At 67.8% G+C, this 25,417-nt stretch carries 25 protein-coding genes and 1 pseudogene; 18 read left to right on the plus strand and 8 right to left on the minus strand.

Annotated elements, in window-relative coordinates:
• Nucleotides 1-16: 16 nt before the first annotated feature.
• Nucleotides 17-1,270: pseudogene (locus AC1DGE_RS04715) on the minus strand (MFS transporter); the annotation flags it as partial.
• 78 nt (nucleotides 1,271-1,348) lie between these two features.
• On the opposite strand from AC1DGE_RS04715, the gene AC1DGE_RS04720 reads away from it, so the two are divergent.
• The 9 genes from AC1DGE_RS04720 (at nucleotide 1,349) to AC1DGE_RS04760 (ending at nucleotide 11,617) form a co-directional block, all read left to right on the plus strand.
• Complete coding sequence (locus tag AC1DGE_RS04720; protein WP_441416819.1) at nucleotides 1,349-2,011, plus strand: ArsR/SmtB family transcription factor; 663 nt, start codon at nucleotides 1,349-1,351, stop codon at nucleotides 2,009-2,011.
• A 169-nt stretch (nucleotides 2,012-2,180) separates the two neighbouring features.
• Nucleotides 2,181-4,904, plus strand: a complete 2,724-nt coding sequence (gene topA / locus AC1DGE_RS04725) for a type I DNA topoisomerase (RefSeq protein ID WP_476917006.1) — start codon at nucleotides 2,181-2,183, stop codon at nucleotides 4,902-4,904.
• A 140-nt stretch (nucleotides 4,905-5,044) separates the two neighbouring features.
• Nucleotides 5,045-6,070: a type IV toxin-antitoxin system AbiEi family antitoxin domain-containing protein gene (locus AC1DGE_RS04730; protein WP_476917007.1), complete on the plus strand. Its 1,026-nt coding sequence runs from the start codon at nucleotides 5,045-5,047 to the stop codon at nucleotides 6,068-6,070.
• Nucleotides 6,071-6,200: 130 nt separating this feature from the next.
• Nucleotides 6,201-6,650, plus strand: a complete 450-nt coding sequence (locus tag AC1DGE_RS04735; protein ID WP_476892010.1) for an SseB family protein — start codon at nucleotides 6,201-6,203, stop codon at nucleotides 6,648-6,650.
• A 91-nt stretch (nucleotides 6,651-6,741) separates the two neighbouring features.
• On the plus strand, nucleotides 6,742-7,761 hold the full coding sequence (locus AC1DGE_RS04740) for a Ppx/GppA phosphatase family protein (protein ID WP_476908381.1): 1,020 nt from the start codon (nucleotides 6,742-6,744) through the stop codon (nucleotides 7,759-7,761).
• 199 nt (nucleotides 7,762-7,960) lie between these two features.
• Nucleotides 7,961-8,302 carry a YciI family protein gene (locus tag AC1DGE_RS04745; protein ID WP_441416824.1) on the plus strand — a complete coding sequence of 114 codons (342 nt, stop codon included), beginning with the start codon at nucleotides 7,961-7,963 and terminating at the stop codon, nucleotides 8,300-8,302.
• 247 nt (nucleotides 8,303-8,549) lie between these two features.
• On the plus strand, nucleotides 8,550-9,383 hold the full coding sequence (gene proC, locus AC1DGE_RS04750) for a pyrroline-5-carboxylate reductase (protein WP_476892012.1): 834 nt from the start codon (nucleotides 8,550-8,552) through the stop codon (nucleotides 9,381-9,383).
• A 56-nt stretch (nucleotides 9,384-9,439) separates the two neighbouring features.
• Nucleotides 9,440-10,024: an HhH-GPD-type base excision DNA repair protein gene (locus tag AC1DGE_RS04755; RefSeq protein WP_476917008.1), complete on the plus strand. Its 585-nt coding sequence runs from the start codon at nucleotides 9,440-9,442 to the stop codon at nucleotides 10,022-10,024.
• A gap of 75 nt (nucleotides 10,025-10,099) precedes the next feature.
• Nucleotides 10,100-11,617: an FAD-dependent oxidoreductase gene (locus AC1DGE_RS04760; protein ID WP_476917009.1), complete on the plus strand. Its 1,518-nt coding sequence runs from the start codon at nucleotides 10,100-10,102 to the stop codon at nucleotides 11,615-11,617.
• 34 nt (nucleotides 11,618-11,651) lie between these two features.
• On the opposite strand, the gene AC1DGE_RS04765 is transcribed toward AC1DGE_RS04760, so the two are convergent.
• A complete protein-coding gene (locus tag AC1DGE_RS04765; RefSeq protein ID WP_175321539.1) occupies nucleotides 11,652-12,290 on the minus strand; it encodes a potassium channel family protein in 639 nt (212 codons plus the stop codon).
• Between the two features lie 40 nt (nucleotides 12,291-12,330).
• Nucleotides 12,331-13,764 (minus strand): TrkH family potassium uptake protein, encoded by a 1,434-nt coding sequence (locus AC1DGE_RS04770; RefSeq protein ID WP_441416828.1) that lies wholly within the window; start codon nucleotides 13,762-13,764, stop codon nucleotides 12,331-12,333.
• A 102-nt stretch (nucleotides 13,765-13,866) separates the two neighbouring features.
• Here AC1DGE_RS04770 and AC1DGE_RS04775 point away from each other — a divergent pair, with 102 nt between their 5' ends.
• Entirely contained in the window at nucleotides 13,867-15,090 is a 1,224-nt protein-coding gene (locus AC1DGE_RS04775; protein WP_476892016.1) for an acetoin utilization protein AcuC, read from the plus strand.
• A gap of 89 nt (nucleotides 15,091-15,179) precedes the next feature.
• Nucleotides 15,180-15,722, plus strand: a complete 543-nt coding sequence (locus AC1DGE_RS04780) for an ArsR/SmtB family transcription factor (RefSeq protein WP_441416830.1) — start codon at nucleotides 15,180-15,182, stop codon at nucleotides 15,720-15,722.
• A gap of 87 nt (nucleotides 15,723-15,809) precedes the next feature.
• Here the strand turns inward: AC1DGE_RS04780 and AC1DGE_RS04785 are convergent, their stop codons facing one another.
• Nucleotides 15,810-17,180: an alpha-hydroxy acid oxidase gene (locus AC1DGE_RS04785; protein ID WP_476917010.1), complete on the minus strand. Its 1,371-nt coding sequence runs from the start codon at nucleotides 17,178-17,180 to the stop codon at nucleotides 15,810-15,812.
• 290 nt (nucleotides 17,181-17,470) lie between these two features.
• Here AC1DGE_RS04785 and AC1DGE_RS04790 point away from each other — a divergent pair, with 290 nt between their 5' ends.
• From AC1DGE_RS04790 to AC1DGE_RS04800, 3 genes are all read left to right on the plus strand, one after another.
• Entirely contained in the window at nucleotides 17,471-18,583 is a 1,113-nt protein-coding gene (locus AC1DGE_RS04790) for a 3-deoxy-7-phosphoheptulonate synthase (protein ID WP_441416832.1), read from the plus strand.
• A 192-nt stretch (nucleotides 18,584-18,775) separates the two neighbouring features.
• Nucleotides 18,776-18,988, plus strand: a complete 213-nt coding sequence (locus AC1DGE_RS04795) for a helix-turn-helix domain-containing protein (protein WP_346957799.1) — start codon at nucleotides 18,776-18,778, stop codon at nucleotides 18,986-18,988.
• Between the two features lie 194 nt (nucleotides 18,989-19,182).
• The gene (locus AC1DGE_RS04800; RefSeq protein WP_003792170.1) at nucleotides 19,183-19,281 is read left to right on the plus strand and encodes a 30S ribosomal protein bS22; all 99 of its coding nucleotides are present in this window, start codon (nucleotides 19,183-19,185) and stop codon (nucleotides 19,279-19,281) included.
• 163 nt (nucleotides 19,282-19,444) lie between these two features.
• Here AC1DGE_RS04800 and AC1DGE_RS04805 read toward each other — a convergent pair whose 3' ends face one another.
• Nucleotides 19,445-20,263 carry an HAD family hydrolase gene (locus AC1DGE_RS04805; RefSeq protein WP_441416833.1) on the minus strand — a complete coding sequence of 273 codons (819 nt, stop codon included), beginning with the start codon at nucleotides 20,261-20,263 and terminating at the stop codon, nucleotides 19,445-19,447.
• A gap of 121 nt (nucleotides 20,264-20,384) precedes the next feature.
• Between AC1DGE_RS04805 and AC1DGE_RS04810 the strand changes: the two genes are divergently transcribed.
• Both AC1DGE_RS04810 and AC1DGE_RS04815 read left to right on the plus strand, forming a co-directional pair.
• Nucleotides 20,385-20,657: a glutaredoxin family protein gene (locus AC1DGE_RS04810; RefSeq protein WP_441416834.1), complete on the plus strand. Its 273-nt coding sequence runs from the start codon at nucleotides 20,385-20,387 to the stop codon at nucleotides 20,655-20,657.
• A gap of 103 nt (nucleotides 20,658-20,760) precedes the next feature.
• A complete protein-coding gene (locus AC1DGE_RS04815; protein ID WP_441416835.1) occupies nucleotides 20,761-21,456 on the plus strand; it encodes a redox-sensing transcriptional repressor Rex in 696 nt (231 codons plus the stop codon).
• A 47-nt stretch (nucleotides 21,457-21,503) separates the two neighbouring features.
• Here AC1DGE_RS04815 and AC1DGE_RS04820 read toward each other — a convergent pair whose 3' ends face one another.
• The 3 genes from AC1DGE_RS04820 to AC1DGE_RS04830 all read right to left on the minus strand — a co-directional run bounded on the left by AC1DGE_RS04820 (nucleotide 21,504) and on the right by AC1DGE_RS04830 (nucleotide 23,918).
• The gene (locus tag AC1DGE_RS04820; RefSeq protein ID WP_476917061.1) at nucleotides 21,504-22,361 is read right to left on the minus strand and encodes a GtrA domain-containing protein; all 858 of its coding nucleotides are present in this window, start codon (nucleotides 22,359-22,361) and stop codon (nucleotides 21,504-21,506) included.
• 214 nt (nucleotides 22,362-22,575) lie between these two features.
• Entirely contained in the window at nucleotides 22,576-23,160 is a 585-nt protein-coding gene (locus AC1DGE_RS04825) for a hypothetical protein (RefSeq protein ID WP_476917011.1), read from the minus strand.
• A gap of 209 nt (nucleotides 23,161-23,369) precedes the next feature.
• Complete coding sequence (locus AC1DGE_RS04830) at nucleotides 23,370-23,918, minus strand: YceI family protein (RefSeq protein WP_175321455.1); 549 nt, start codon at nucleotides 23,916-23,918, stop codon at nucleotides 23,370-23,372.
• Between the two features lie 214 nt (nucleotides 23,919-24,132).
• On the opposite strand from AC1DGE_RS04830, the gene AC1DGE_RS04835 reads away from it, so the two are divergent.
• Together AC1DGE_RS04835 and AC1DGE_RS04840 are read left to right on the plus strand one after the other, a co-directional pair.
• A complete protein-coding gene (locus tag AC1DGE_RS04835; protein ID WP_476917012.1) occupies nucleotides 24,133-24,798 on the plus strand; it encodes a histidine phosphatase family protein in 666 nt (221 codons plus the stop codon).
• A gap of 2 nt (nucleotides 24,799-24,800) precedes the next feature.
• A complete protein-coding gene (locus AC1DGE_RS04840) occupies nucleotides 24,801-25,412 on the plus strand; it encodes a TlpA family protein disulfide reductase (RefSeq protein ID WP_441416838.1) in 612 nt (203 codons plus the stop codon).
• Nucleotides 25,413-25,417: the final 5 nt, after the last annotated feature.

The raw sequence follows: 25,417 nt of genomic DNA on the forward strand, positions 1-25,417 counted from the left end.
GCGGCACCGCGCCTTCGCGGCCGAAGCGAGGCAGCACGTAGGCGGCGACGGCGAGGGCCACGAGCACGCCGCCCGCCCCAGTGATGAGGAAACTCAGCCGGACCGGCAGCAGTGCGCCGAGCAGGCCGCCGATGGCCAGGGCGGCAATGGAGACGGCGCGGGTCATGCCGCCGATGATCGCCATCGCCTGGCCCCGCCCGCTCTCCGGGATGCGCAGGATCGCGATCGCACCGAAACAGGCGTTCAGGGCGCCGCAGGCCGTGCCCATCGCCGTGTAGGCCACGAACAGCAGCCCCACGCTGGGCACCAGCCCCATCACTGCCAGAAAAGCCGAGGTCAGGGCCATGCTGGCGAGCAGCACACGCAGCCGGGCCGGCGGCGTCTTGATCCGTCCGGCCAGCGCCGCGCCCACCGCCATGCCGAGCCCGAAGGCCGCAGCGAGCAGACCGTACTGGGTCTCGGTGGCGCCGAGCTCGCCCCGGGCCAGGAAGACTTCCAGCACGTTGGTGGCCTCGCCGACGACAATGAAGAACAGCGCGCCGAGCACCAGCGCCCACACCAGGCTATCCCGGCGGATCAGCCGCAGGCCATCCAGCAGCGCCGGTGCGTCCCGGCCGGCCAGCTCGGCCGCGGTCCCGCGTCGGGTGCGGATCAGCAGGGCACCGGCGCCCATGGCCAGATAGCAGCCGCTCGCGACCGCAAACACCAGCCCCGAGCCGCCCCAGCCGCTGAGCAGGCCCCCCGCGGCCGGGCCCGCCATTCCAGCGATCATGATGGTGGCCTGCATGGTGCCCATCGCCCTCGGGGTGCGCTCCTCGCCGACGATCCGGGGCAGCAGCGCCTGCCAGGTCGGCCCCGCCACGGCCTGCGCGGCGTCCAACAGGAACGTCATGGCGAACAGCACGGGGATGTGGTTGTCCAGGTACTGCAGGCTTACGCCCATGCCCGCCACGGCCACGGCGCTGACCACGGACGACGCCGTCGCAAGCGTGCGGGAATCACGCGTGTCGGCGAGCCGGCCCGCCCACGGCGCCAGCAGGACCAGCGGCAGCGCCGAGCACAGCAGGTAAGCCGCCACGAGCCATGGGCCGGCAGCCGGTGCCGCACCGTCCGCCGCGACGTTCTGCAGGTGCAGCATGACGCTGACGACGACGGCGCCCATGCCGCCGGTCGCCAGGAACCGGGAGCTGCTGGCGAGCAGGAAGTCGCGGTTGCGCCAAAGTGAAGGCTCGCCGGATGCGCCGCGCACTTTATGAAGTATGTGTTTCATAACCGCAAGGTATCCCGCCCCTGCAGGTAGTGTCAAGCATTTCTTTCATAGTTTGGCAGGCGTCGGTAGACTGAAAGCGTGAATGCAGAAACTCCCAAGTCGGTCGGCCCCGCCGAGACCGCCGCTCCGGCCGCCAAGCGCAGGCCGCGTCCGGAAAAGAAGGTCGAAATCACCGACCCGAAGGCGATCCGGGCGCTGGCCCACGCCGCCCGGCTCGAGGTCATTTCCGAGCTGTATTCCACCCAGGTAAGCCGAACCGCCACTGAACTTGCCGCCCAGACCGGCCTCACCCCGAGCGCCATGAGCTACCACCTGCGCGCTTTGCAGAAGTGGGGCATCGTGGTGCCCGCGGCCACCGCCGGCGATGCCCGCGAACGCCGCTGGAAAGCCGCCGGCACCGACTTCACAATCAATTCGGGCGGGGGAGTGGCCAGTCCGGAATTCGCCGTGCTGGACTTGGAGCTAGACGCCTACCGCCGGCGCGTCAACGCTTACGCCAGGACCCGGGACGAGCGGCGCCAGCGCGGCGAAGCCGTGGACGGCACCTCCTCCGTGGTGCTGGCCAGCAACCTGCTGTACCTGACCCCGGCCCAGGCCGGAGAGCTGAACGAGAGGCTCTTCGACCTGCTGAGGGACTACGAGCTCGAGGACCCGGACCGGGTGCCCGAGGGGGCTGTCCGGATGGCCACCATGTGGTCGATGATTCCGGACGACCGGGGCAAGGCCGCGCCGGCGTCCTAAGCGGCAGCGCGGCGCTCCCGAAGGCCGCAACTGTGGGTGCTTCGTTACGTTTGCAAGACGTGCCCGGGAGACTGACTTTTGCACCCGGATGCGCGGGAATCTGCAAAATATGGTGAACTAGGCGGGTATGGGCGCATCTGCCCGAGCAACCTTTTTCTGTAGGAGCACCGTGCCAAGCAAGGCCCCCACCGGCAAGAAACTCGTGATTGTGGAGTCTCCCGCCAAGAGCAAGACCATCGCCAAGTACCTGGGCGAAGGTTTCATCGTTGAGGCCTCCATCGGTCACATCCGCGACCTGCCGCAGCCTTCGGAGCTCCCCGCAGAGTTGAAGAAAACGCCGCTGGGCAAGTTCGCCGTCGACATTGAACACGACTTCAAGCCGTACTACGTGGTGTCTCCGGACAAGAAGAAAAAGGTCGCCGAACTCAAGGCCCAGCTCAAGGGCGCTGACGCCCTCTACCTCGCAACCGATGGGGACCGCGAGGGCGAGGCCATCGCGTGGCACCTGCTGGAAGTCCTCAAGCCCAAAGTCCCCGTGTACCGGATGACCTTCGGCGAAATCACCAAGGAAGCCATCCACCGCGCGATGGACAACCTGCGCGACGTGGACCAGGACCTCGTGGACGCACAGGAAACCCGCCGCGTGCTGGACCGCCTCTACGGCTACGAAATCTCCCCGGTACTGTGGCGCAAGGTGGCCCGCGGCCTGTCCGCCGGCCGCGTGCAGTCCGTCGTCACCCGCATGGTGGTGGACCGGGAACGGGAGCGGATGGCGTTCAAGTCGGCGTCCTACTGGGACCTGACCGGCCAGTTCGGCGCGGAATCCGGCTCCTTCAAGGCCAAGCTGGCTGCTGTCGATGGCTCCAAGGTCGCCAGCGGACGGGACTTTAACGACGCCGGCGAGCTCACCTCGCGCGGCGTCGTGCACCTGAACGAGGAACTCGCCGGCGCCCTGGCCGCCGGCCTGCAGGAGGCGGACTTCCGCGTCCGCTCCGTCGACACCAAGCCCTACACCCGCCGTCCCGCGGCGCCGTTCACCACCTCCACGCTGCAGCAGGAGGCCGGCCGCAAACTGCGCTTCTCCTCCAAGAGCACCATGCAGGTGGCCCAGCGGCTCTACGAAAACGGCTACATCACGTATATGCGTACGGACTCGAATGCGCTGAGCAACGAGGCCATCACCGCCGCGCGGCGCCAGGCCTCCGAGCTGTACGGCCCCGAGTACGTCCCGGCCTCGCCCCGCGTCTACAGTGGCAAGGCAGCCAACGCGCAGGAAGCCCACGAGGCCATCCGCCCCGCCGGCGACTCCTTCCGCACCCCGGCACAGGTCGCCAAGCAGCTCTCCGGCGACGAGTTCCGCCTTTACGAGCTGATCTGGAAGCGCACCGTCGCCTCCCAGATGGCCGATGCGAAGGGCTCCACGGCGACCATCCGACTGGGCGCCGTCACCGTGGGTGGCGCGGCGGACGGCCGGGACGCCGAGTTCTCCGCCTCCGGCACCGTCATCACCTTCCCCGGCTTCCTCGCCGCCTACGAGGAAGGCAAGGACGAGAGCCGCGGGGACGAGGACTCGGAGGAAGCGCGCCGGCTGCCGAACGTGGCCAAGGGCGACGCCCTGACCGCGTCGGAGATCGTCGCCGTCGGACACGAGACCTCGCCGCCGCCGCGCTTCACCGAAGCGTCCCTGACCGCGGAACTGGAAAAGAAGGGCATCGGCCGCCCGTCGACCTACGCCTCCACGATCTCCACCATCCAGGACCGCGGCTATGTCCGGAAGCAGGGCTCCGCGCTGGTCCCGAGCTGGATCGCGTTCTCCGTGATCCGGCTGCTCGAGCAGCACTTCCACGACTACGTGGACTACGACTTCACGGCCGACATGGAAGCCGACCTCGACAAGATCGCCAACGGCCAGGAAGCCGGACCCGCCTGGCTCAAGCACTTCTACTTCGGTGCGGATTCCGAGCCCGGGCTGCTGAGCATCGTCAACAACCTCGGCGAGATCGACGCCCGCGAAATCAACTCCATCCCCATCACGGACGGCATCACGCTGCGCGTCGGCAAGTTCGGCCCGTACCTGGAAAGCTCGGTCCCCACCGTGGACCCGAAGACCGGCGAAGTCATCGAGTCCGCCCGCGCCAACGTCCCCGAGGACCTGGCTCCGGACGAGCTCACCGCCGCCAAGGCAGTCGAGCTGATGGAGACCGCCGCCCCGGAGGAGCGCGTGCTGGGCACGGACCCGCACACCGGGCACACCGTTGTGGCCAAGAACGGCCGCTACGGCGCCTACGTCACCGAGATCATCCCGGAGATGACCGAGGAGCAGCTCGCCAACCAGCCGGTGGAGTACTACAAGAACGGCAAGCCAAAGCCGCCGAAGAAGCCGGTCAAGGCCAAGCCGCGCACCGGCTCGCTGTTCGCCTCCATGAGCGTGGACACCGTGACCCTCGATGAGGCGCTGCAGCTGATGAGCCTGCCGCGGGTGCTGGGCCAGGACGCCGAGGGCAACCCCATCACGGTGCAGAACGGACGCTTCGGCCCGTACCTGAAGAAGGGCACGGACTCCCGTTCCATCGGCTCGGAGGAGGAAATCTTCACCATCACGCTGGAACAGGCACTGGAGATCTACTCGCAGCCCAAGCAGCGCGGCGCCCGCGCCGCCGTCCCGCYGCTGGCGGAGTTCGGCCCGGACCCGGTCTCGGAGAAGAACATCGTGGTGAAGGAAGGCCGCTTCGGCCCGTACATCACCGACGGCGTCACCAACATCACGGTGCCGCGCAGCACCGCCATCGAGGAACTGACCCGGGAACGCGCCGTCGAACTCCTCGCCGAGAAGCGGGCCAAGGGCCCGGTCAAGCGAACGACGACGGCCCGCAAGGCCCCCGCCAAGAAGTAAGGTGCACTTCGCCCCCGCTCGCGGGTTCCTTCCCAGCTCGACGTCAGAAGACGCCGACGGCGGACGGAACCCGCGAGTGGTTGTGCACATAGGTCCATCGCGGACTTTCGGAAGGGGAGCGGTGGCGGCAGGCTGGCGCCATGGAATACCCCGCCACCCAGCCTGAGGACCCCCTCGCTGTTGTATGGGCCGGTTCCGCTGAGTCGGCCCGTCCGTTGACGCCGGGCCCGGGACCTTCGGCAGCAGCCCTGGACCCAAAGCTTCCCGAAGCCGTCAACCTGTGGCGGACCGAGGAACTGCTGGACCGGGGCCTGTCCGCACGGAAAATTCGGCAGCTGGCTGCCGGCGGCGCCCTCCTCAAGCTGCGCCGCGGCTGCTATGTCCGCCGCTCCTTCTGGGCAGCACTCGATGCGGACGGTGCCTCGCGCTTCCGAATCGAGGCCTACGCCCACCGCTGCCTGACAAGCTCAACGGGCGCCTACGTGTTCAGCCACACCACGGCAGCCCGGCTCCACGGCCTCTTTCTGTGGCAAGTAGACGACACCATCCACCTCACGGTGCCGTTCCTCCCGTCGACCGGTGGCCACGCGGGCGACGTGCAGGCGCATACCCGTGCGCTGACTCCCGCCGACGTCGTGCACGTGGCCGGGCATCGCGTTACGTCGCTGGCCCGAACGGCCGCGGACAGCTGCCTCGTCCTGAACTATGCGCAGGGGCTGATTCTGATGGACCATGCCCTGCGACTCGGTGCCGGGCGGGAGGCGGTGGAGCTGGAGTGCGCCCGGCTCCGCGGGGCGCCGGGCGTCTCGACGTTGAAGAAGGTGCTCGCCCATGCGGATCCGCTGTCCGAGTCGCCGGGTGAAACGCTACTCCGCGATCTGGTCCGGCGGCTGAGGCTTCCTGCTCCGCAGCTCCAGTTCGAGGTCCGGACGCGGCTCGGTACGTACAGGCTGGATTGCGCATGGCCGGAGCGGCTGGTGGCGATGGAGTTTGATGGCCGCGGCAAATACTTCGACTATGACCCCACTGCCGAGGCCATTTTTGCCGAGCGGCGCCGCGAGAAGGCACTGATGGAGCTGGGCTGGAGGTTCATCCGGGTCGAATGGCGGGACCTGTTCCGCGAGCACGAGCTGAAGACGAGGCTGCTTCAGGTGCTCGGGCGCTGAGATTGCCGTCTGCTCGCGGCTTTGAGCCGGGCTCGCGGTGTCAGTACCGCGAGCGTGGACGGAGACCGCGAACCGGCCGGGCGCCCAGGAAGGAATTGCGGACCGGGGCGTGACGTGATCGAGTAGGAACATGACTGAACAGCCAGAACCCATGGATCTCCAGCCGCTCAACGACCTCGAAGAGAAGCTCGCCCGGGGGGAGCAGCCGGACGCCAACCCGGTGGAGGTCATCCTGTCCTTCCTCAACAACGAGGTCTACATCGTCAGCTCCGACACGATCGACGGCCCGGACTCCCAGGTGGAGCCGCTGGTGCTCGCCAACGCTGCGGGAGAGCCCGTGCTGGCCGTCTTCTCGCACCCGAGCCGTGTGGCGGAACAGTTCCTCGCCGCGGCGCCGAACGTGCTCGGCACCCAGGGCTCGGCAATCATCGGCAACCTCGGCGACCAGCTGGGTATGGTCATCAACCCCGGCGCCGTCTACGGCTTCGAAATCGACCCGGAGGGCGTGGCGAACATCCGCCGGGACTTCAAGCCGTCCGAGCAGGAGCCGGACTCGGCCCAGGACGACAGCCAGGCCTAAGCGCCCGGGCCTAAGCGGGACGGGCCACGGCGCGAGGTCTCGCCGCTGCGCCCGGTTAGGGCACAGCCCCTCCGGGGAGAATAATGGCAGCATGCGGCTAGGCGTCCTCGATATCGGGTCCAACACTGTCCACCTCCTCCTTGTGGACGCCCACCCCGGCGCGCGCCCGGTCCCGTTCGCCTCGCACAAGCGCCCACTCTCCCTGGTGCAGTTCCTCGACGCGGACGGCAACATCAACGACGCCGGCCAGCATGAACTGATCGAGTTCGTCCTCGAAGCCTGGGAGTTCGCGGCTAAACACAAGGCCGAGGACCTGCTGGCGTTCTGCACCTCCGCGATCCGCGAGGCCACCAACGGGTCCGCCGTCCTGGCCCGCGTCAAGCATGAAACCACCGTGACGCTCCGGGAGCTGACCGGCAGCGAAGAGGCGTCGATGACGTTCTTCGCCGTCCGCCGCTGGTACGGCTGGGGCGCGGGTCCCGTGCTGAACCTGGACATCGGCGGCGGTTCCTTCGAAATGGCCTACGGGGAGGACGAGCTGCCCGAACTGGCGACGTCGGTCCCGCTCGGTGCGAGCCGGCTCACCCGTGACTGGCTGCAGGAGGACCCGCCCTCGGCCAAAAGCGTCAAGGAGCTTCGCCGTTATATCCGGACCACCCTGAAGCCCGTGGTGCGGGACTTCGCGAAGCTGGGCAAGGCCAACCACGTGGCCGGCACTTCCAAGACCTTCCGCTCGCTGGCCCGCATTGCCGGGGCCGCCCCCAGCGGGGCCGGGCCGTACGTCAAACGGGAACTGTTTGCCACGGACCTGGGCCTGTGGGCGCAGCGCATCTCGGCCATGGAGGTGGAGGACCGGTTGAATCTTCCCGGTGTCTCCGAAGCCCGCGCCCACCAGCTTCTGGCCGGCGCGCTGGTGGCGGAAGCGGCCCTCGAAATGTTTGAGTTTCCAAGCTTGGAGATCTGCCCCTGGGCCCTCCGCGAAGGTCTGATCCTCCGCCGGCTGGATCAGCTGGTCTTTGAGGGGCCGCTGCAGCCCGCGCCCCACGTAGCCCGGGCCGACGAGCCCGCCGAGCCGCAGTCACCGGACGCGGACGGGCCCGGCGCCACGTAACAAGCGCCACGTAACAAGCGCTCCGTAACAGGCGCCACGTGACAGGCGCAACGCAACATCGGTCGGCCGGTGACGGGTGGACGGTTTTCGCTCCGAACCGATAATTCCGGCAGCAAGGTGTCGAACCGGACGCACGCCGTTCGTCTACAAGGTGAGAGGCCGGTAAGGAACCGGCCCAATTGTCAAGGAGGACAGCACCATGGCCCAGTACCTGCTCAGCGTTTACCAGCCCGTCGGCCCGGCCCCCGCCCCGGAAGTCCTGGAACCCATCATGCGGGACCTGGAGGCCCTGAACCGCGAAATGAAGGCGGCCGGCGCCTGGGTTTTCGCCGCGGGGCTCCACCCCACCGACACCGCAAAGGTCGTGCGACCGGAGGGCACCGAGCTGCTCATCACTGACGGTCCATTCGTTGAAGCGAAGGAACACCTTGGCGGATTCACCGTTATTGAGGCACCGGACCTCGACGCCGCCCTCGGCTGGGCCGGGCGGCTGACCCGAGCCACCACCCTTCCCATCGAAGTGCGGCCTATCCAGCACTAGCCCAGCACCAGCCGGACCGGTGTGCTGCTTACGGGGCTGTTAAACGGCGAAGGCACCGGCGGTCTGGAACGGGAAAATGGGGGAAACCCGCTACAGCCCACCGGTGCCGGGCAGACATCCGCATGACTGCCTATCATCACTCGCACCCTCAATGAGGTAGTACCTACGCTAATCCCCGATTTTGTGAGCAAGCTGCGCCCAGGATGTGAGCTGGCTGTGAATCGGGCCGGACTGCAATGATGGGGGAATGAGCAACCGAATCGCATTCCTGGGCTGTGGGTCAATGAACGAGGCAATCATGGGCGGCATGATCGCGGGCGGCACGGACCCCGCGGACATTGTCGCCACGGTGCGCCGGGCTGGTCGGGCGGCCGAACTGGCTGAGCGGCACCACGGCATCACGGCCATCGCCGGCGAAGAAGAGCCGGAGAACAACACGCAGGCCGCCACCGGCGCCGCCGTCGTGGTGCTGGGCGTCAAGCCGGTGGGAATCGCCGCTTTGGCCCGGGAGATCAGCGGTTCGCTCTCGCCGGACACCATCGTGGTCAGCGTTGCCGCTGCGGTGTCGCTGGAGCAGCTGGAAGCGGCGCTCCCGGCCGGACAGCCGGTGATCCGCGCCATGCCGAACACGCCCGCTCGGCTTGGCCGCGGCGTCGTCTCCGTCTCGGCCGGTAAGCACTGCTCGGCGGAGCAACTGCAGCAGGCAAAGGACATCTTCGCGGCCGTCGGCACCGTCGTCGAGATTCCCGAGGAACAGGTGGATGCGCTGTCCGCGATCAGCGGCTCCGGCCCGGCCTACGCCTTCTACTTGGCCGAGGCAATGGCGGCCGCCGGGGCAGAACTGGGACTGGACGCCGAGCTCTCGCTGCTGCTGGCACGCGAAACTGTAGCCGGCGCCGGGTTCATGCTGGCCGAGCCGGGCGCCGACCCCGCGGCGCTGCGCAAGGCAGTGACCAGCCCGAACGGCACCACGGAACGGGCGATCGCCACCTTCGACGAGCGCGGACTCCCGGCGATAATCGCCGACGGCGCCCGGGCCGCCGCCGAGCGGGCCGCCGAAATCACCAGGCAGCTCGGCTAGCCGGAACGCGGTCGCAACCCATGACTCAGCCCGGACCGGGTGGCAGGATAGGACCCATGGAACTGCACATCACAGGGGATCCCGCAGCGGACAAACTCCTCAGCGACGACGCGTTTGCCCTGCTCACCGGCATGCTGTTGGACCAGCAGGTGACCATGGAGTCGGCCTTTGCCGGCCCGGAAAAGATCCGGACGCGCCTCGGGTCCATGGACCCCGCCGCGATCGCCGGTTACGATCCGCAAGGGTTCGTCGAGTTGTTCAAGGAGCGCCCGGCCGTCCACCGGTTCCCCGGATCAATGGCCGGCCGCGTCCAGGCCCTTGCTGAGACGGTACAGACTGACTGGAACGGCGACGCCACGGCCATCTGGACGCAGGGCGGGCCCGACGGGCAGGAGGTGCTGCGCCGGCTCAAGGCGTTGCCGGGATTCGGCGAGCAGAAGGCGAAGATCTTCCTGGCGCTGCTGGGAAAGCAGTRCGGGCTCCAGGCCGAAGGCTGGCGCGAGGCCGCCGGCCACTATGGACAGGAGAACGCCTTCCTGTCCGTCGCTGACATCGTGGATCCGGAGTCGCTGAGCAAGGTGCGGGCCAGCAAGCAGGCAGCCAAGGCCGCCGCGAAGACTGCGAAGACCGCCGGGCCCTGACCCCGCGGTAGCTCAGCCAGCGACGCCGGGACGCGCCCGACGGCGGAGGGAACCTAGTGCGTGGAGGTCGGGACCGTGACTGAACAGGCGGCAGGACGGCTACTCTCCCTTTGGTCTGCCACCGGCGGAACCGCAACGTACGCGCCCCTCGACGCGTCCCTGGACGTGGACGTTGCCGTGATTGGCGGCGGCATTGCAGGACTGACCACCGCGCTGGCCCTGAAACGGGCGGGCCAGTCGGTGGCCGTGCTCGAGGCGGCGCGGGTGGGCACCGGCGTCACCGGGAACACCACGGGCAAGGTCACCTCACTGCACCGGCTTGCCTACTCCGACCTTGCGGCCCGCCACGGCGATTCCACGGCTGGCATCTATGGGCAGGCCAACGAGGCGGCAATTGAACACGTCGCGGCCGTTGTGGCAGCGGAGGGAATTGACTGCGGCTTCCGGCGGGTGGCCAATTACACCTACGCCGAATCCGTGCAGGCCCTTGCGCTGGTCCGGGAGGAAGCGGCGCTGGCCGCGCGGCTGGGGCTGCCGGCATCCTTCACGACAGAGGTGCCGCTGCCCTTCGCGGTCCGGGGCGCCGTCCGGTTCGACGGCCAGGCTCAGATCCACGCGCTCAGGTATGTGCAGGGTCTGGCCCGTGCGGTGGACGGGAACGGCAGCTTCGTCTTTGAGCAGTCGCCTGCTACGAGCTTCCGCGACGGCGCTCCGGCCGTGGTAGTTACGGAACGGGGATCAGTCCGGGCCAAGGAGATCATCGTGGCGACCAACCTGCCGTTCGGGGACGGCGGGCTCTACGCCGGGCGATGCTACGCGCACCGCTCGTATGTCGTCGCCGGCAAGAGCCCAGTTGCTCCGCTGGACGCAACCTTTGTCAGCGTTGATGAGCCGATGCGCTCGATCCTGACCGTCGACGTCGAAGGTACCAGTTACGTGCTGGCCGGCGGCGAAGGACACCCGGCCACCGAAAGCGTTGATTCCGCCGAACGATACCGGCGGCTGGCGGCGTTTGCCCGCGACCGCCTGGGCGCCGGGGAGATTGCGTTCCGCTGGTCCACCCAGGACGCCATGCCTGCCGACGGGCTGCCGTACGTGGGCCGCATGGCTCCGGAGTCCCGGCATGTCCACGTGATCACCGGGCTGCGGAAGTGGGGCCTCACCAACGGCACTGCCGCCGCCCTGATCCTCCGGGACACACTGGGCGGCACCGCCAACCAGTGGGCCGCGGTGTTCGACAGCAACCGAAGCGGCGGCGCCGCGCAGGCGGCGCCGCCGAGCCCGGCGGAGGAGGTTTCCGGCGCCGACGCTGTTCCGGCGTCGGTGGCCCCGGGAGAGGGGAAGGTGTTGGACGTCAACGGCGCCAAAACTGCCGTGTACGTCAGTCCCACGGGGGGCGTCCAGGCGGTCTCGGCCGTCTGCACGCACCTTGGCTGCACCGTGGAGTTCAATCGGACGGACGTGACGTGGGACTGCCCTTGTCACGGTTCCCGGTTCAGCACTGACGGCACCGTGATCCAGGGGCCGGCCACAAGGAACCTGGCCGCCGGCCCCGCCCCGGACGTCACTGCTTCCAGCCACCGAGGCCTCTAGGCCCGGCGACGGCCGCCGGCACGGGGGAGCGTTGCTACGGCCTTGCGGCGAACCGTTCCAGCAGGTCCACGTGACCGGAGACAATGAGCATGTCCCGCGCGGAAACCTTGGTCTCGGGCCGGGCGTAGGTGAAATCCTCGCCCGGGGATTTCACGCCCACTATCGTGACGCCGTACTTCGAGCGCACTTTCGATTCGTCGAGGGTGAAGCCCACGGTCTCGCGCGGCGGGTACATCTTTACGATCGCGAAGTCGTCGTCGAACTCGATGAAGTCCAGCATCCGGCCGGACACGAGGTGCGCGGCCCGGACCCCCGCGTCGGCCTCCGGGTAGATCACGTGGTTGGCGCCGATTCGGGTCAGGATCTTGCCGTGCGAGGGCGTGATCGCCTTGACCCAGAGGTGCTCGATGCCGAGGTCCACGAGGTTGACCGTGATCAGCACCGAGGACTCGATGGAGGTGCCCACGCCCACGACGGCGGAGCTGAACTCCTGCGCGCCGAGCTGGCGGAGGGCGTCAATGTTGGTCGCGTCGGCCTCCACCACGTGGGTCAGCACGCTGGCCCATTTCTGCACGAGGTTCCGGTCGCGTTCGATGGCCAGCACCTCGCGGCCCTGCTTCACCAGCTGTTCTGCGGTGGACGCGCCGAAGCGGCCAAGCCCGATGACCAGCACGGGCGCATTGTGGGCGGGACGGTTGACGGCGCCTGAGGAACTAGCCAATGATCGGTCTCTCTTCCGGGTAGTGGTACAACTGGCTGCGCTGGCGCAGGGCCAGCCCAGCGGCGAGGGTGACGGTGCCGACGCGGCCGGCAAACATCAGGACGGTGAGGACATAGACGCCGGCCGGGGGCAGCTCTGCGCTGAGGTTGGTGCTCAGACCCACGGTGGCGAACGCTGAAATGGTTTCGAACAACACCCGGTCCAGCGATGCGCCGCTGATCTGCAGCAGCAGCAGCGCCGAGACCGCCACCAGGGTGGCGCCGGCGACTATGACCGAGATGGCCACCCGCATGGTCCCCTCCGGGATGGTGCGGCCGTAGATCTTCACATCAGCGTCGCCGCGGGCCTCGGCGATGATGGCCAGGAACATCACCGCGATGGTGGTCACCTTGATGCCGCCGGCGGTCGAGGCCGAGCCGCCTCCGGCAAACATCAGCGCGTCGGTCAGCAGCATGGTGGTGGAGTCCATCTGGTTCTGGTCCACCAGGTTGAAGCCGCCCGAGCGGGTCATCACGGAGGCGAAAAGCGAGTGCGTGATCTTGTCGCCCAGGCTCATGCCGCCGATGGTGCGCAGGTTCTCCCACTCCATCAGCCCCCAGAGCACGGTGCCCGCGGCCAACAGGATCAGCGAGACCTGGATGGTCAGCTTGGTGTGCAGGTTCCATTTCTTCCAGTTCAGGCCGTTCTGCTGCAGCACCATGACGACCGGGAAGCCGAGGCTGCCAAGGAAGACGCCGATCATCAGCGGAATCAGGATCCACAGGTCGGTTTCGTACGGCACGATGCCGTCCGAATGGGGCGTGAAGCCGGCGTTGTTGAACGCCGAAATGGAGTAGAATACGCCGTGCCAGAATGACTGGCCGACGCTTTCGCCCAGTGCCAGGAACCTCGGAACCAGGGCAGCGGCCAGGGCCGCCTCAATGACCACGGAGGTGACGATGACGATCCGCAGCAGCGTGCCCACCTCGCCGAGGCGGCCCGCGTTGTTCATGGCCTCCTGCGCGATGAGCTTGCCGCGCACACCGAGTTTCTTGCTGACCATCAGTGCCAGCAGCGACGCCAGGGTCAGGGTCCCGAGGCCGCCGACGAAGATGCCGACCAGGATCACCAGCTGGCCGAAGAAGGACCAGTGCACCGCCGTGGACACAACGGTCAGCCCCGTCACGCATACCGCCGACACCGCCGTGAAGAGGGCTTGGTGCAGCGGGGTCACCTGCCCGGTCGCCGAGGACACGGGCAGGGTGAGCAGGACGGTAAAGATCAGGACGACCACGGCGAAGGCGGAGACGGCCAGGCGGGCCGGGGAGGTGTTGGCGATGTCGTCGACGAAGTCGCGCAGCCGGGTGAAGATCCACAGGCCCTCGCGCTCCGGCTGGCCGGGGTGCCAGCTGGCCGGGCTCGGTGACCTCGACTGGCTTTGCGTCATGTGCGGCTTGTCCTCGGTTGAAACGGCGTCCTTCAGTAGTAAACCACTATATTCCGCGCAACGACGGGGATCGGGGCGGTGCGCTCCGGTAGCCTGTGATTGATGACCTTCCTGCCCGGACTCGCCCAGACCGCCCTGCCGACGACGGTGGTGTGGGACTCCGCCATGACGGCGTACAACTTCGGCCACAGCCACCCGATGGCGCCCGAACGTATGGAGCTCACCGCGCGGCTGGCCCGGAGCCTTGGACTGTTGGACCTGGACCACGTCAGCGTGGCGGCACCCTCGGTGGCTACCGACGAGGAACTGGGTGCCGTGCACAGCGCGGAATATGTCGCCGCCGTCCGCCGCGTCAGTGCGGACCCGGACACCCCGGATCTGGAACGCGGCCTCGGCACCGAAGACGACCCGGCCTTCGCCGGCATGCATGAGGCCAGCGCGCGGCTGGCCGGCGGCTCCCTGCTGGCCGCCGCCGCCATCCTGGACGGCAGCGCGGTCCGGGCCGTGAACTTCGGCGGCGGCATGCACCACGCCTCCCGCGAGCGGGCCAGCGGCTTCTGTATCTACAACGACGCCGCCCTGGCCATCCAGCGGCTGCTCGATGGCGGCGTGCAACGGGTGGTGTATGTCGATGTCGACGCGCACCACGGAGACGGAACGCAGAGCATCTTCTGGGACGATCCCAGGGTGCTGACGATCTCGCTGCACGAGACCGGGCTGACGCTGTTCCCTGGCACCGGGTTCGCCAACGAGATCGGCGGCCCGAACGCCCAGGGCAGCGCCGTGAACGTGGCGCTCCCGGCCGGGACCGGAGATGCCGGCTGGCTGCGGGCCTTCCACGCGATCGTTCCGCAGTTGGTGGGAGCCTTTGAGCCGGAGGTCATCGTCAGCCAGCATGGCTGTGACTCGCACCGCCTGGATCCGCTGACGCACCTGAACATCAGCGTGGACGGCCAGCGGGAGGCCGCCACGGCGATCGGCAACCTCGCGGCCCGCTACTGCGAGAACCGCTGGATCTCCACCGGCGGCGGGGGCTACAACGTGATCACAGTGGTCCCGCGCTCCTGGAGCCACCTGATCGCGATCGCCGCCGGGCGCCCGGTCCCGCTGCGGACCGCCGTCCCCGAGGACTGGCGGCAATATGTGCAAGAAAAATATGGAGCCAAGTACGGCGTCGAACCGCCTACGGTGATGGGCGACGACGTCGATCTCTGGTGGCGTTCCTGGGAGGTCGGGTTCGACCCCAACGACGAGGTGGACCGCACCGTGATGGCCACCCGCAAGGAAGTTTTCCCGCTCTACGGACTGGATCCCTGGTTCGACTAGGCTGCGGTTCCGGGCTGCCGGGCGAGGGCTGCGCAGACGCCCGTAATTAGTGGATGCCATCCGGCGTATATGTCGCTAGGGTGGAGGGCATGGTGACAGACGACGTATTTGCCGTCATTGCTGAGGCAACCCGGCGTGACATTCTGGTGTCCCTCCGCAACGGGGACAAAGCGGTGGGGGAGCTGGTCCAGGAGCTCGAGGCGAGCCAGCCCACCATTTCCAAGCACCTTAAGGTCCTGCGCGAAGCCGACCTGGTCAGCATGCGCGCCCAAGGCCAGAAGCGATACTACGCGCTCAACCCCAAGCCGCTGGCCGGCGTCGCCAGTTGGCTCGAGACGTTCGACGTCGGCCGCGCTGCCGCTGCCGAGCCCTCGACGCCGCCCGCCACCCCGGCACCCGGCCCGGACAGTCTTGCCGCCGCCGTGACTACCCCGCCGACTGCAGCGGAACCGGCCGCAGCGGCGTTGGCCGAACGTACCGCGGGCAGCACGCTCAGCCCCGCCGTCGCCCTCCCCGTCGGCACCGCCGGGGAGGACAAACGGCCGCAGCAGATCGGCCGGACCGTTGGCCGCGCCGCCACCCGCGCCGCGGACCTGCTGGCGAACCTGCCAAAATTCGGCCGGAAAAAGTAGCAGGCCCCACTGCCGCGCCCAGATGGCAGTTCGCGGCAGTGTTCGGCACAAACACTGCCGCGAACTGCCCTCTCGCGGAACCGTGGGCTATCTGGCAAGGAGCCGGACGTGGTCCGGGGTGAGCTCGGAGATCCGGCTGACGCCCAGCAGCGCCATGGTGCGCCGCATATCCGTCTCGAGGATCTGGATGGCCCTGTCCACCCCGGCCCGGCCGCCGGCCATCAGGCCGTAAAGGTAGGCGCGGCCGATCAGGGTGAAGTCCGCACCCAGCGCCAGTGCCGCGATGATGTCCGCGCCGCTCATGATGCCGGTGTCCAGGATGACTGCAGCGTCGCTGTTGTCCGCCTTGAGCGCCGCGGAGACCTCCGGGAGCAGGTGGAAGGGGATGGGGGCCCGGTCCAGCTGGCGGCCGCCGTGGTTGGAGAGCACGATGCCGTCCGCGCCGTGGTCCACGACCTTGCGCGCGTCGTCGACGGTCTGGATGCCCTTGACCACGAGCTTGCCTTTCCAGGTTTCACGCAGCCAGTCGAGGTCCGCGAAGGTCAGGGTGGGATCGAACATGGAGTTGATCAGGTCTGCCACGGTGCCGGTGTAGCGCGACAGCGAGGCGAAGGTCAGCGGCTCGTGCGTGAGGAAATTGAACCACCACGCGGGCCGGTAGGAAGCGTCCAGCACGGTCTTGAGCGTCAGCGCCGGAGGGATGGTCATGCCGTTGCGGACATCGCGCAGGCGGGCGCCCGCGACGGCGGTATCCACCGTCACCATGAGCGTGTCGTTGCCTGCCTGGGCGGCGCGTTCGATCAGTTCCAGCGAACGGTTCCTGTCCGTCCACAGATACAGCTGGAACCAGTTGCGGCCGTCCGGGGCCGCGGCGGCCACGTCCTCGATCGACGCGGTGCCCATGGTGGAGAGCGTGTACGGAATGCCGGCGGCCGCGGCGGCCCGGGAACCGGCGTACTCGCCCTCGGACTGCATCATCCGGGTGAAGCCGGTGGGCGCGATGCCGAAGGGCAGCCGGGCGGCCTTGCCCAGGATCTCGGTGCCGAGGTCCACGCTGGAGACGTCGCGCAGGATGCCGGGACGGAATTCGATGTCCAGGAAGGCCTGGCGGGCCCGGCGCAGGGTGATCTCGGCCTCGGCCGCCCCGTCCGTGTAGTCGAACGGCGCCTTCGGGGTGCGACGCTTGGCGATGTCCCGCAGATCCCAGATGGTGCTGGCCCGGCGCAGCTTCGCCTCGCGGCCGAAGTCCGGCTTCTGGAATTGCATCAGCGGTGCGAGGTCAGCGTACTTTGGCACCCGGCGCTTGAGGGCGGCAGGCAGTCCGCCCACGCGCGGCACCGGGCCCCTGCCGGCGGTGGGCGTCCCGTTGGCGGACGTCCCGCCGGTGTGATGGCTGGTGGCGGTGTCCTCCGCTGTCGTCGGGGCCTCGGGGTTGCCCATGATGGGGGGTTGCGTCATTGCTGCCTCCGGTGCGTCTCGTCACAGTCTGTGGTCCAACCACACTCTAAGGGACGCCGTCGGAATATTACGGCGCCGCTTTGCCCTCCGGCTGTTGACGGAGCTATGGTCGGTGGCATGACTAACCGTTGGTATGCGTATTTTTCGTTGGCTCTGGAGGGGCCCGCGTCTAACTGACACGCATCCAACACACCTTCAGAGCCAACAGGGCAGAGATCATCCTCTGCCCTTCGCCATTTCTCCGGCGGGTTCTGATCAGGGCCCGCTCCGCACCCGGAACAGGACCCACCATGAGCATCGAAGCAGCCCCTGACAGCCAGCAGACCACGTCCAACCTGCGCGTCAGCCAATTCACCGCGCTGCCCACCCCGCAGGAGATGATCGCGGAACTCCCGCTGGATGCCCGCGGCTCCGAGGTCGTCGGCCGCGGCCGGGACGAGGTCCGCGCGATCATGGACGGCGTCGACGACCGGCTCCTGGTGATCGTGGGCCCGTGCTCCATCCACGATCCCAAGGCCGGACTGGAATACGCCCGCCGGCTGGTCAGCCAGGCCGAGAAACACCGCGAAGACCTGCTGATCGTCATGCGCACCTACTTCGAGAAGCCGCGCACCACGGTCGGTTGGAAGGGCCTGATCAACGATCCGCGGCTCGACGGCAGCCACGACATTGCCGCGGGTCTGCGCGCCGCCCGCCAGTTCCTGCGCCAGGTCACTGCACTGGGACTGCCCACCGCCACGGAATTCCTCGAGCCCATCAGCCCGCAGTACATGGCGGACCTCGTCGCCTGGGGTGCCATCGGGGCGCGCACCACGGAAAGCCAGATCCACCGCCAGCTGGCGTCCGGGCTGTCCATGCCGATCGGCTTCAAGAACGGGACCGACGGCGGCCTGCAGGTAGCGCTTGACGCCTGCAGTGCTGCGGGTGCCGCCCAGGCCTTCCTGGGGATCGACGGCGACGGAAGGGCCGCGCTGGTCAGCACCGCCGGAAACCCGGACACCCACGTCATCCTGCGCGGCGGCAGCGACGGCCCGAACTTCTCCGCCGCCGACGTCGAAGCCGCCTCCGCCCGGCTCGCCGCCAGGCAGCTGAACCCGCGGCTGATCGTGGACGCGAGCCACGCCAATAGCGGCAAGAACCACCACCGGCAGGCCGAGGTCGCGCTGGAGATCGGTGCCCAGCTCGAGGACGGCGGGGCCTCCGCGTCCGCCATCGCCGGCGTCATGCTGGAGAGCTTCCTGGTGGGCGGGGCGCAGTCCCTTGACGTTGCCGAACACGCCGCGGGAACCGACCAGCTGCTGTACGGCCAGAGCGTCACGGATGCCTGCATGGACTGGGACGTGACGGCGTCGCTGCTCGGCCAGCTGGCGGCGTCGGCACGCACCCGGCGGGTCCGGGGTTGAACGCGGGGGCGCAGGAGGGGCCAAGCGGGAAAATCCTGCGGAAATCCTTCGCAGAATCCTGCGGAAACCTTTCACATTGGCACCATGAACCCCTAGAGTATCTAGCACATGGTTGTTTGATGGCTCAGCATCGGCACACCGCCATGTCGTTCAGACGGGGCAGCCGTTCGCTTGAGCAAAAGGAATAGGGAAATGTCTTCGGAGGCCAACTTCTCCAACGCGCGCTTTCTCACCGTGGCCGAGGTCGCGGATGTAATGCGGGTATCAAAGATGACCGTGTATCGCCTGGTGCACTCCGGCGAAATGCCGGCGGTGCGCTTTGGTCGCTCCTACCGGGTTCCGGAAAACGCCGTCGAACAGTATCTCAAGGGTGCTGTTGTTGACGGACGTACTGAGACGGCCTGAGTCTTCCGCTGTCGCACCGGGCCGCGGCAGACCCCTTCGCGGGGCCTGCGGTCGTGGTGTGCCCCGGATAGGCGGTACCCTGTTAAGGAACGTTTTACGTCATTGTAAGAACCTGTCAGTTGTTCAGTCTGCTTGCTTAGCCCGCGGACCCTTCCCAACGGGCAGGTACTGCATCTAGCCGGTAAGGAACTTTCGTGGGTTCAGTTATTAAGAAGCGTCGCAAGCGTATGGCCAAGAAGAAGCACCGCAAGCTGCTTCGCAAGACGCGCCACCAGCGTCGCAACAAGAAGTAGAGATACTTCGAACAGCGTCAATGCCCGTTGCCTTTTCGGCGGCGGGCATTTTCTTTTCGGCAACGCGCGGCGGATCCGGCAATACGCGGCGGATCCGGACAGGGGCACCCGGGATCCGGGGTGCGCCCGTCCGAACGCGTAGCGGGCTGGCCCCGGAGTGCGCTTAGGCCGTGGGGCCGCGGAAGCGGGAGAAGCCCCGCCAGAGACCGTAGATGGCCCCGCCGACGGTTGCGGCCTTCAGGCCCAGGGTCGCGGCGCGACGGCCGGACCGGAAGTCGTAGACCGGCCAGTTGTGTTCGCGGGCGTGGCGGCGCAGCCGGGCGTCGGGGTTGATGGCCACCGGGTGCCCGACCATGCTGAGTAGCGGAATGTCATTGTGGGAGTCGCTGTAGGCCCAGCAGCGGTTCAGGTCCAGGCCCTCCGCCTCGGCAATGCCGCGGACTGCGACGGCCTTGGCCGGGCCGTGCAGGATCTCGCCCACCAGCCGTCCGGTGTAGGAGCCGTCGTGGATCTCGCCCACGGTGCCGAGAGCGCCGGTGAGGCCCAGCCGGGTGGAAATGACGGTGGCCACCTCGATCGGCGTGGCCGTGACCAACCAGACCCGGCGGCCCACCCGCAGGTGCTGTTCGGCCAGGGCCTTGGTGCCGGGCCAGATCCGGGACTCGATCATCTCGTCGTAGACTTCCTCGCCGAGGGCTTCGATGTCCTGCACGGTGAAACCCGAGGCGAGGCTCAGGGCGGTGTCGCGGACGGCGTGGACGTCGTCCATGTTCTCGCCGCGGAACACGAACATCAGCTGCTTCCAGGCAAAGCCCGCCGCCTGGGGAATGGTGAACGCCCCGCGCTGATGCATTTTGCGGGCCACGTGGAAGAGACTGGCGCCCCTCATAAGGGTGTTGTCAACGTCGAAGAAGGCGGCTTCGCCGTGCTGCGGTGACGCAACAGGCCGCGTGGCCACAGCGACGATCTTCTCCTCGGGCATGCCACGAGTCTAGTCAATGGCGGGGGATCCCACGCGCAGAAAGGGCCCCGCCGCACCGGCCGCCCGGCTGGAACACCAGGTCGCGTCGACGCCGGGCCGGGCGCCGGGCTACCGTGGAACCATGGCCATACCCGCGCCCCTTCCCGATGTCGTACTCATCACCAAAGCTGACTGCCACCTGTGCGCGGACGCGCGCGACGCCGTCGGCCGGGTCACCGCTGCGCTGGGACTCGGCTGGTCCGAGCGGTCCATCGACGACGACGATGTCCTGCGCGAGCGCTACGCCGAGGAGATCCCGGTACTGCTGGTGGACGGGGTCCAGCGGGATTTCTGGCGGATCGACGAGGTTCGGCTGGCCCGAACCCTGCGCCGCGCCCTCGGCCAGTCAGCCTGAGTGCACCCCGGGCAAGCGGCTGCGGCGACGCGGTCCCCGGCTTTGTGGCCCGAACTGCGGGGGCTCTAGAGTGGAGTCACAACGCGACGCAATGGAGCAGATAGTGACTTCGCTGGATTCTTCACCCGACGCCCTGCCCGGGGCGGCCGGACCTGCTGCCAAGCAGATCCCGCCCGCGGCCGTGGCGCGGCTGACGATCTATTTGCGCGCCCTGACCACTTTGCTGGCCGAGGGGGTGGACCGGGTCTCCTCTGAATCGCTCGCCGAGGCTTCGGGCGTCAGTTCCTCCACCCTCCGCAAGGACCTCTCCTATGTGGGGTCCTATGGAACGCGGGGCGTGGGCTATGAGGTGCAGTACCTGAACCGGCACATTGCCGCGGCCCTGGGTTTGACCCACGACTGGAAAGTTGCGATCGTCGGCGCCGGCAACCTCGGCAAGGCCCTCGCCCGGTACGGCGGCTTCGAGTCCCGGGGCTTTGACATCGTGGCGATCTTCGACGCCGACCAGATGGTGGTGGGCAGCGAGGTTGGCTGGCTGCGGGTGAGCGACGCCGCAGATCTGGAAGCCGTGCTGCGCCGCACCGGGACCAACATGGTGGTCCTGGCGCTGCCCGCGGCCGTGGCGCAAAGCGTGTGCGACCGGGTAGTGGCCGCTGGCGTGCGCAGCATCCTGAGCTTCGCCCCGGTCATGCTGCAGGTCCCGCCGGGAGTCAATCTCCGCAAGGTGGATATGGCCACCGAACTGCAGATTCTCGCCTACCACGCACAAAGGGCGCAGGACCCGGAAGACGCCGACTGACTTCAGTCGGCCCATCCGGCTCCCGCGCCCTCTGCAGCGGTGCTTGGTTAGCGGCCGTAGGGGTTCTGCGCGTACGGGTTGGAGAACGGCTGCTGCTTCTGGAAGTAGGGGGAAACCGTCGGCAAGTACAGGATCACGATGCCGGCCACGCCCATCAGGATCACGATGATCTGCAGCACGCCGGAGAGGGCGCCGAAGGCGAATACGCCGCCGAACAGGCCAAACAGCGACAGGGCGGCAAAGACCGTTCCCAGGATGCGGGCCCAATTCTTGCCCTTGCGGACCGGGAATGCGACCAGTGCGTAGAGCCCGAAGGAGATGAGGCCGCCAATGATGCCGCTGATGGGGACGATTGCCCGCACCGCATTGAGTTCGTCCGCTGAGAGTCTCCTGCCCTGCTGGGCGCCGGCCTGCTGCATCGCGGTCTCAAAGTAGTCCGCCCCGGTAAAGGACACAACCAGGCTGCTGATGAGGGACAGGATGCCCGCACCGATGATGAGCCAGAAGGCGAGGTCGAGCTGCGGCGGCCTGGTCCCGGCTCCACCGGTGGGGAGTTCCGACGGATACTGCGCGTAAGGGGATTGGCCGTAGGGGCTCTGGCCGAACTGGCCCGGGGCCTGCCCGTAGGCCGGCGGCTGCTGGCCATAGCCGGGAGCCTGCTGGCCGTACTGGGGCCCGGTTTGCCCGTACTGCGGAGCCTGCTGCCCGTACTGGGGCGCCTGCGGGGCGTTCTGGCCATACTGCGGAGCCTGCTGGCCGTACTGGGGCGCCTGCGGGGCATTCTGCCCATACTGCGGAGCCGGCGGCTGCTGTCCGAACTGGGGAGCATTCTGGCCGTACTGCGGAGCCTGCTTGCCCGACTCGGGTCCGTCCGGGCTGGAAGGCTCGACTGGCGGGTTACTCATGGCGGTCCTTTGCATTTCGATGACGGGATGGGCTACCGGGACCAGTGTCTTCACCCTGCCCCCAGCATGGTTTAACTACACCGTACCCCGCGCTTGCGGCGGTTTGGGTCATTCCGCGGAGGTATTCTGAGGGGCATTTTTGGAGCCGCCGGCACGCGGGTATCCGCGTTTCCGGAGGCAAAGCCACCGAGGAGCAGCCTGGTGCCGAGGAAGGTCAGGAACGGCCCTTGAACGCGTCGAACCAGGCCTGCGACTTCGGCAGCCACATCAGCACGGTCGCCACCAGGCTTATGACGAAGCCGGGCCAGCTTCCGCCCCCCGCGACGCCGATGCTGGCCAGGGCGAGCACCAGGCTGACGCCAGCGGCGATGGTGAGGGCGAACCTGGCCCATTCCCAGCCCTCCTTCATCTTCATCGCCAGCGTGACCTGTGCCGCGGCCAGGGCCACCGCCACCAGCACCAGCAATAGCAGCAGGATGCCGGCCGGGGGCGAGACCACAAAGAGGACCAGGGTGCCGAAGAGCCCGATCACGCCTGCGAGCAGGCCGAGTAACCCGCCAATCACCCAGACCCAGTAGGAGATCTTCAGCTCCGTGGGCATGGCCGGGAGGTTGAGGATCCCGGAATAACCGCCCAGGGGGAGCGCGTCCCGGAAGTTCCGCGGCCGGTCGGCCGGCCACTCGATCCGGAACCCGCCGAACCGCCCGGGCTGACCCGGTCCGACCGGCGGAACGCTGCCCCGTTCCGGCGGAATGGCGCCTGGCTGATCGGGCTCGGGGACGTCGCCGGTATTGCTCATGGATTTCACTTTAGACCGCGGAACCGGTGGTTCCTAGCTGACTCCGGGGCGGGAGCGGAGGCCGCCCGGCGCGCTCGTGGAACGCGCCCAAGTCAGCCCCCGAAGCGGTCCCGGTTAAACCAAACACCCCGCGCCATCCGGGGATGGCGCGGGGTGTTGAAGAGGGCGTCGCGTGGACGGGCCCTGTCCGCCGCTCGGGGCGGCGCGGACTACGCTGCGGGGGCGATGAAGGCCAGTTCGAGGTTGATGGCAACCTTGTCGCTGACCAGCACGCCGCCAGCCTCGAGGACGGCGTTCCAGGTCAGGCCGAAGTCCTTGCGGCTGATTGTGGTCTCGGCGGTCAGGCCGGCGCGGGTGTTGCCGAACGGGTCAACGGCCACGCCGTTGAGCTCGGTTTCCAGCGCTACGGGACGGGTGACACCCTTGATCGTGAGGTCGCCCTGGAGCTCGTAGGCGTCGCCCTTGGGGACGATGGCGTTGGAGACGAAGGAGATCTCCGGGAACTTCTCGACGTCGAAGAAGTCTTCGCCGCGGACGTGGCCGTCGCGGTTGACGTCGCCGGAGTCGAAGCTCGCGGTCTTGATGGTGGCGTTCACCTTGGAGTCGGCGACGTTCTCGGCGAGGTCCAGGGTTGCGTCGGCTTCCTTGAACTGGCCGCGGACTTTGCTGATGCCCGCGTGGCGGACGGTGAAGCCGATTTCGCTGTGCGAGGAGTCGAGGGTCCAGGTGCCGGTGGTGAGGTTGGCGGGAAGTGCCATGGTGATTCTCCTTGAGTCGGGTGGGTCGTGCGGAAGTTCATCTGATCGTCGGTCTTCACTTCATTGGTTGAAGTCTCAACTAACTGCGTCACCCAGTATAAACATGCATTTGCATCTTTTATTCCACCCCCGGGGAACATTTCCCAAAAAGTTTCAGTTCTACCTCTTGTAGAAGATTTCGTCATTGCCCCTGCCCTTTGAGAAACTGGTACACATGCCCCAAGCCACTGTTCACTTGCTCCGCCACGGCGAGGTCCACAATCCCGAAGGCGTCCTGTACGGCAGGCTGCCCGAGTTCCACCTCTCCGAACTGGGTCAGCAGATGGCCCGGATGCTTGCCGAGCACTTCAGTGACCGCGCCGCGCAGGGGGCGAAGATCGTGCACCTCGCGGCGTCCCCGCTGACCCGTGCGCAGGAAACGGCGCAGCCGATCTCCGAGGCCCTCGGCCTTGAAATCGCCACCGAGGAGCGGATCATCGAGGCCGCCAACTACTTCCAGGGGATGCAGGTGTCCAAAGGCGAGATCTTCAAACCGAAGCACTGGCCGATGCTCCGCAACCCGCTCCGGCCGTCCTGGGGCGAGCCGTACAAAGAGCAGGCCGCGCGCGTGACCGCCGCGGTGCAGGACGCACGCCTGCGGGCCGTCGAGCTCGGCGGCGACGGCGCCGAGGCCATCCTGGTGAGCCACCAGCTGCCCATCTGGGCCACCCGGCTCAGCGCCGAGGGCAGGCCGTTGTGGCACGACCCGCGCAAGCGCGAATGCACGCTCACCTCCGTGACCTCCCTCGTATTCAACGACGACGGGACGCTGCTTCGCGTCGACTACAGCGAGCCCGCCGTCGTCCTCCTGCCCGGTGCCTCCAGCACCCCGGGAGCCTGAACATGTTCGACGACGACTCCCGTCTGTCCCGCCGCGGCGTCCTCACCGCCGGCGGTGCGGCCCTGGCCGCCATGCTGGGCCTGACCGGCTGCGCCCAGGAGGACGACCTCGCCAAGCAGGCCAAGGCGGGGGATAACAAGAACTACGTCGCCGGCGACGGCTCGGTGACCGAATTCGCCGCTGCCGACCGGAAAAAACCGGTGGAGATCAAGGGCACCCTGTTCGACGGCACCGAAGTCACGGCGTCGCAGTTTCAGGGCAAGGTGACGGTGCTCAACTTCTGGTTCGCCGCCTGCGCGCCGTGCCGGGTGGAGGCGCCGTCGCTGGAGGCCCTGCACCAGGAGTTCAAGAGCCAGGGCGTCCAGTTCTTCGGCGTCAACCTGAGGGACGAAAAACCAACGGCTGAAGCGTTCGACAAGACCTTCAACCTGACGTACCCGAGCTTCAACGACAAGGACGGCGCGGTTCTGCTGGCCGTCTCCGGGCTGGTTCCGCCCGGCGCGGTCCCCACCACGCTGGTGCTCGACAAGCAGGGCCGAGTCGCCTCCCGGGTGCTTGGCGAAATCCAGAAGGGCACCCTCAAGTCCCTCATCGCCGCCGCCGTGGCCGAGTAAGGCCG

The sequence above is a fragment of the Arthrobacter sp. 05N425 genome (assembly GCF_056397125.1).

Coding starts and splice junctions, on each gene's coding strand:
- AC1DGE_RS04790 (WP_441416832.1), top strand. CDS start 17,471: ATGAGCATCGAAGCAGCCCCTGACAGCCAGCAGACCACGTCCAACCTG.
- proC (WP_476892012.1), top strand. CDS start 8,550: ATGAGCAACCGAATCGCATTCCTGGGCTGTGGGTCAATGAACGAGGCA.
- AC1DGE_RS04830 (WP_175321455.1), bottom strand. CDS start 23,918: ATGGCACTTCCCGCCAACCTCACCACCGGCACCTGGACCCTCGACTCC.
- AC1DGE_RS04805 (WP_441416833.1), bottom strand. CDS start 20,263: ATGCCCGAGGAGAAGATCGTCGCTGTGGCCACGCGGCCTGTTGCGTCA.
- AC1DGE_RS04740 (WP_476908381.1), top strand. CDS start 6,742: ATGCGGCTAGGCGTCCTCGATATCGGGTCCAACACTGTCCACCTCCTC.
- AC1DGE_RS04780 (WP_441416830.1), top strand. CDS start 15,180: ATGGTGACAGACGACGTATTTGCCGTCATTGCTGAGGCAACCCGGCGT.
- AC1DGE_RS04745 (WP_441416824.1), top strand. CDS start 7,961: ATGGCCCAGTACCTGCTCAGCGTTTACCAGCCCGTCGGCCCGGCCCCC.
- AC1DGE_RS04785 (WP_476917010.1), bottom strand. CDS start 17,180: ATGACGCAACCCCCCATCATGGGCAACCCCGAGGCCCCGACGACAGCG.
- AC1DGE_RS04795 (WP_346957799.1), top strand. CDS start 18,776: ATGTCTTCGGAGGCCAACTTCTCCAACGCGCGCTTTCTCACCGTGGCC.
- AC1DGE_RS04730 (WP_476917007.1), top strand. CDS start 5,045: ATGGAATACCCCGCCACCCAGCCTGAGGACCCCCTCGCTGTTGTATGG.
- AC1DGE_RS04810 (WP_441416834.1), top strand. CDS start 20,385: ATGGCCATACCCGCGCCCCTTCCCGATGTCGTACTCATCACCAAAGCT.
- AC1DGE_RS04735 (WP_476892010.1), top strand. CDS start 6,201: ATGACTGAACAGCCAGAACCCATGGATCTCCAGCCGCTCAACGACCTC.
- AC1DGE_RS04825 (WP_476917011.1), bottom strand. CDS start 23,160: ATGAGCAATACCGGCGACGTCCCCGAGCCCGATCAGCCAGGCGCCATT.
- AC1DGE_RS04770 (WP_441416828.1), bottom strand. CDS start 13,764: ATGACGCAAAGCCAGTCGAGGTCACCGAGCCCGGCCAGCTGGCACCCC.
- AC1DGE_RS04840 (WP_441416838.1), top strand. CDS start 24,801: ATGTTCGACGACGACTCCCGTCTGTCCCGCCGCGGCGTCCTCACCGCC.
- AC1DGE_RS04775 (WP_476892016.1), top strand. CDS start 13,867: ATGACCTTCCTGCCCGGACTCGCCCAGACCGCCCTGCCGACGACGGTG.
- AC1DGE_RS04820 (WP_476917061.1), bottom strand. CDS start 22,361: ATGAGTAACCCGCCAGTCGAGCCTTCCAGCCCGGACGGACCCGAGTCG.
- AC1DGE_RS04835 (WP_476917012.1), top strand. CDS start 24,133: ATGCCCCAAGCCACTGTTCACTTGCTCCGCCACGGCGAGGTCCACAAT.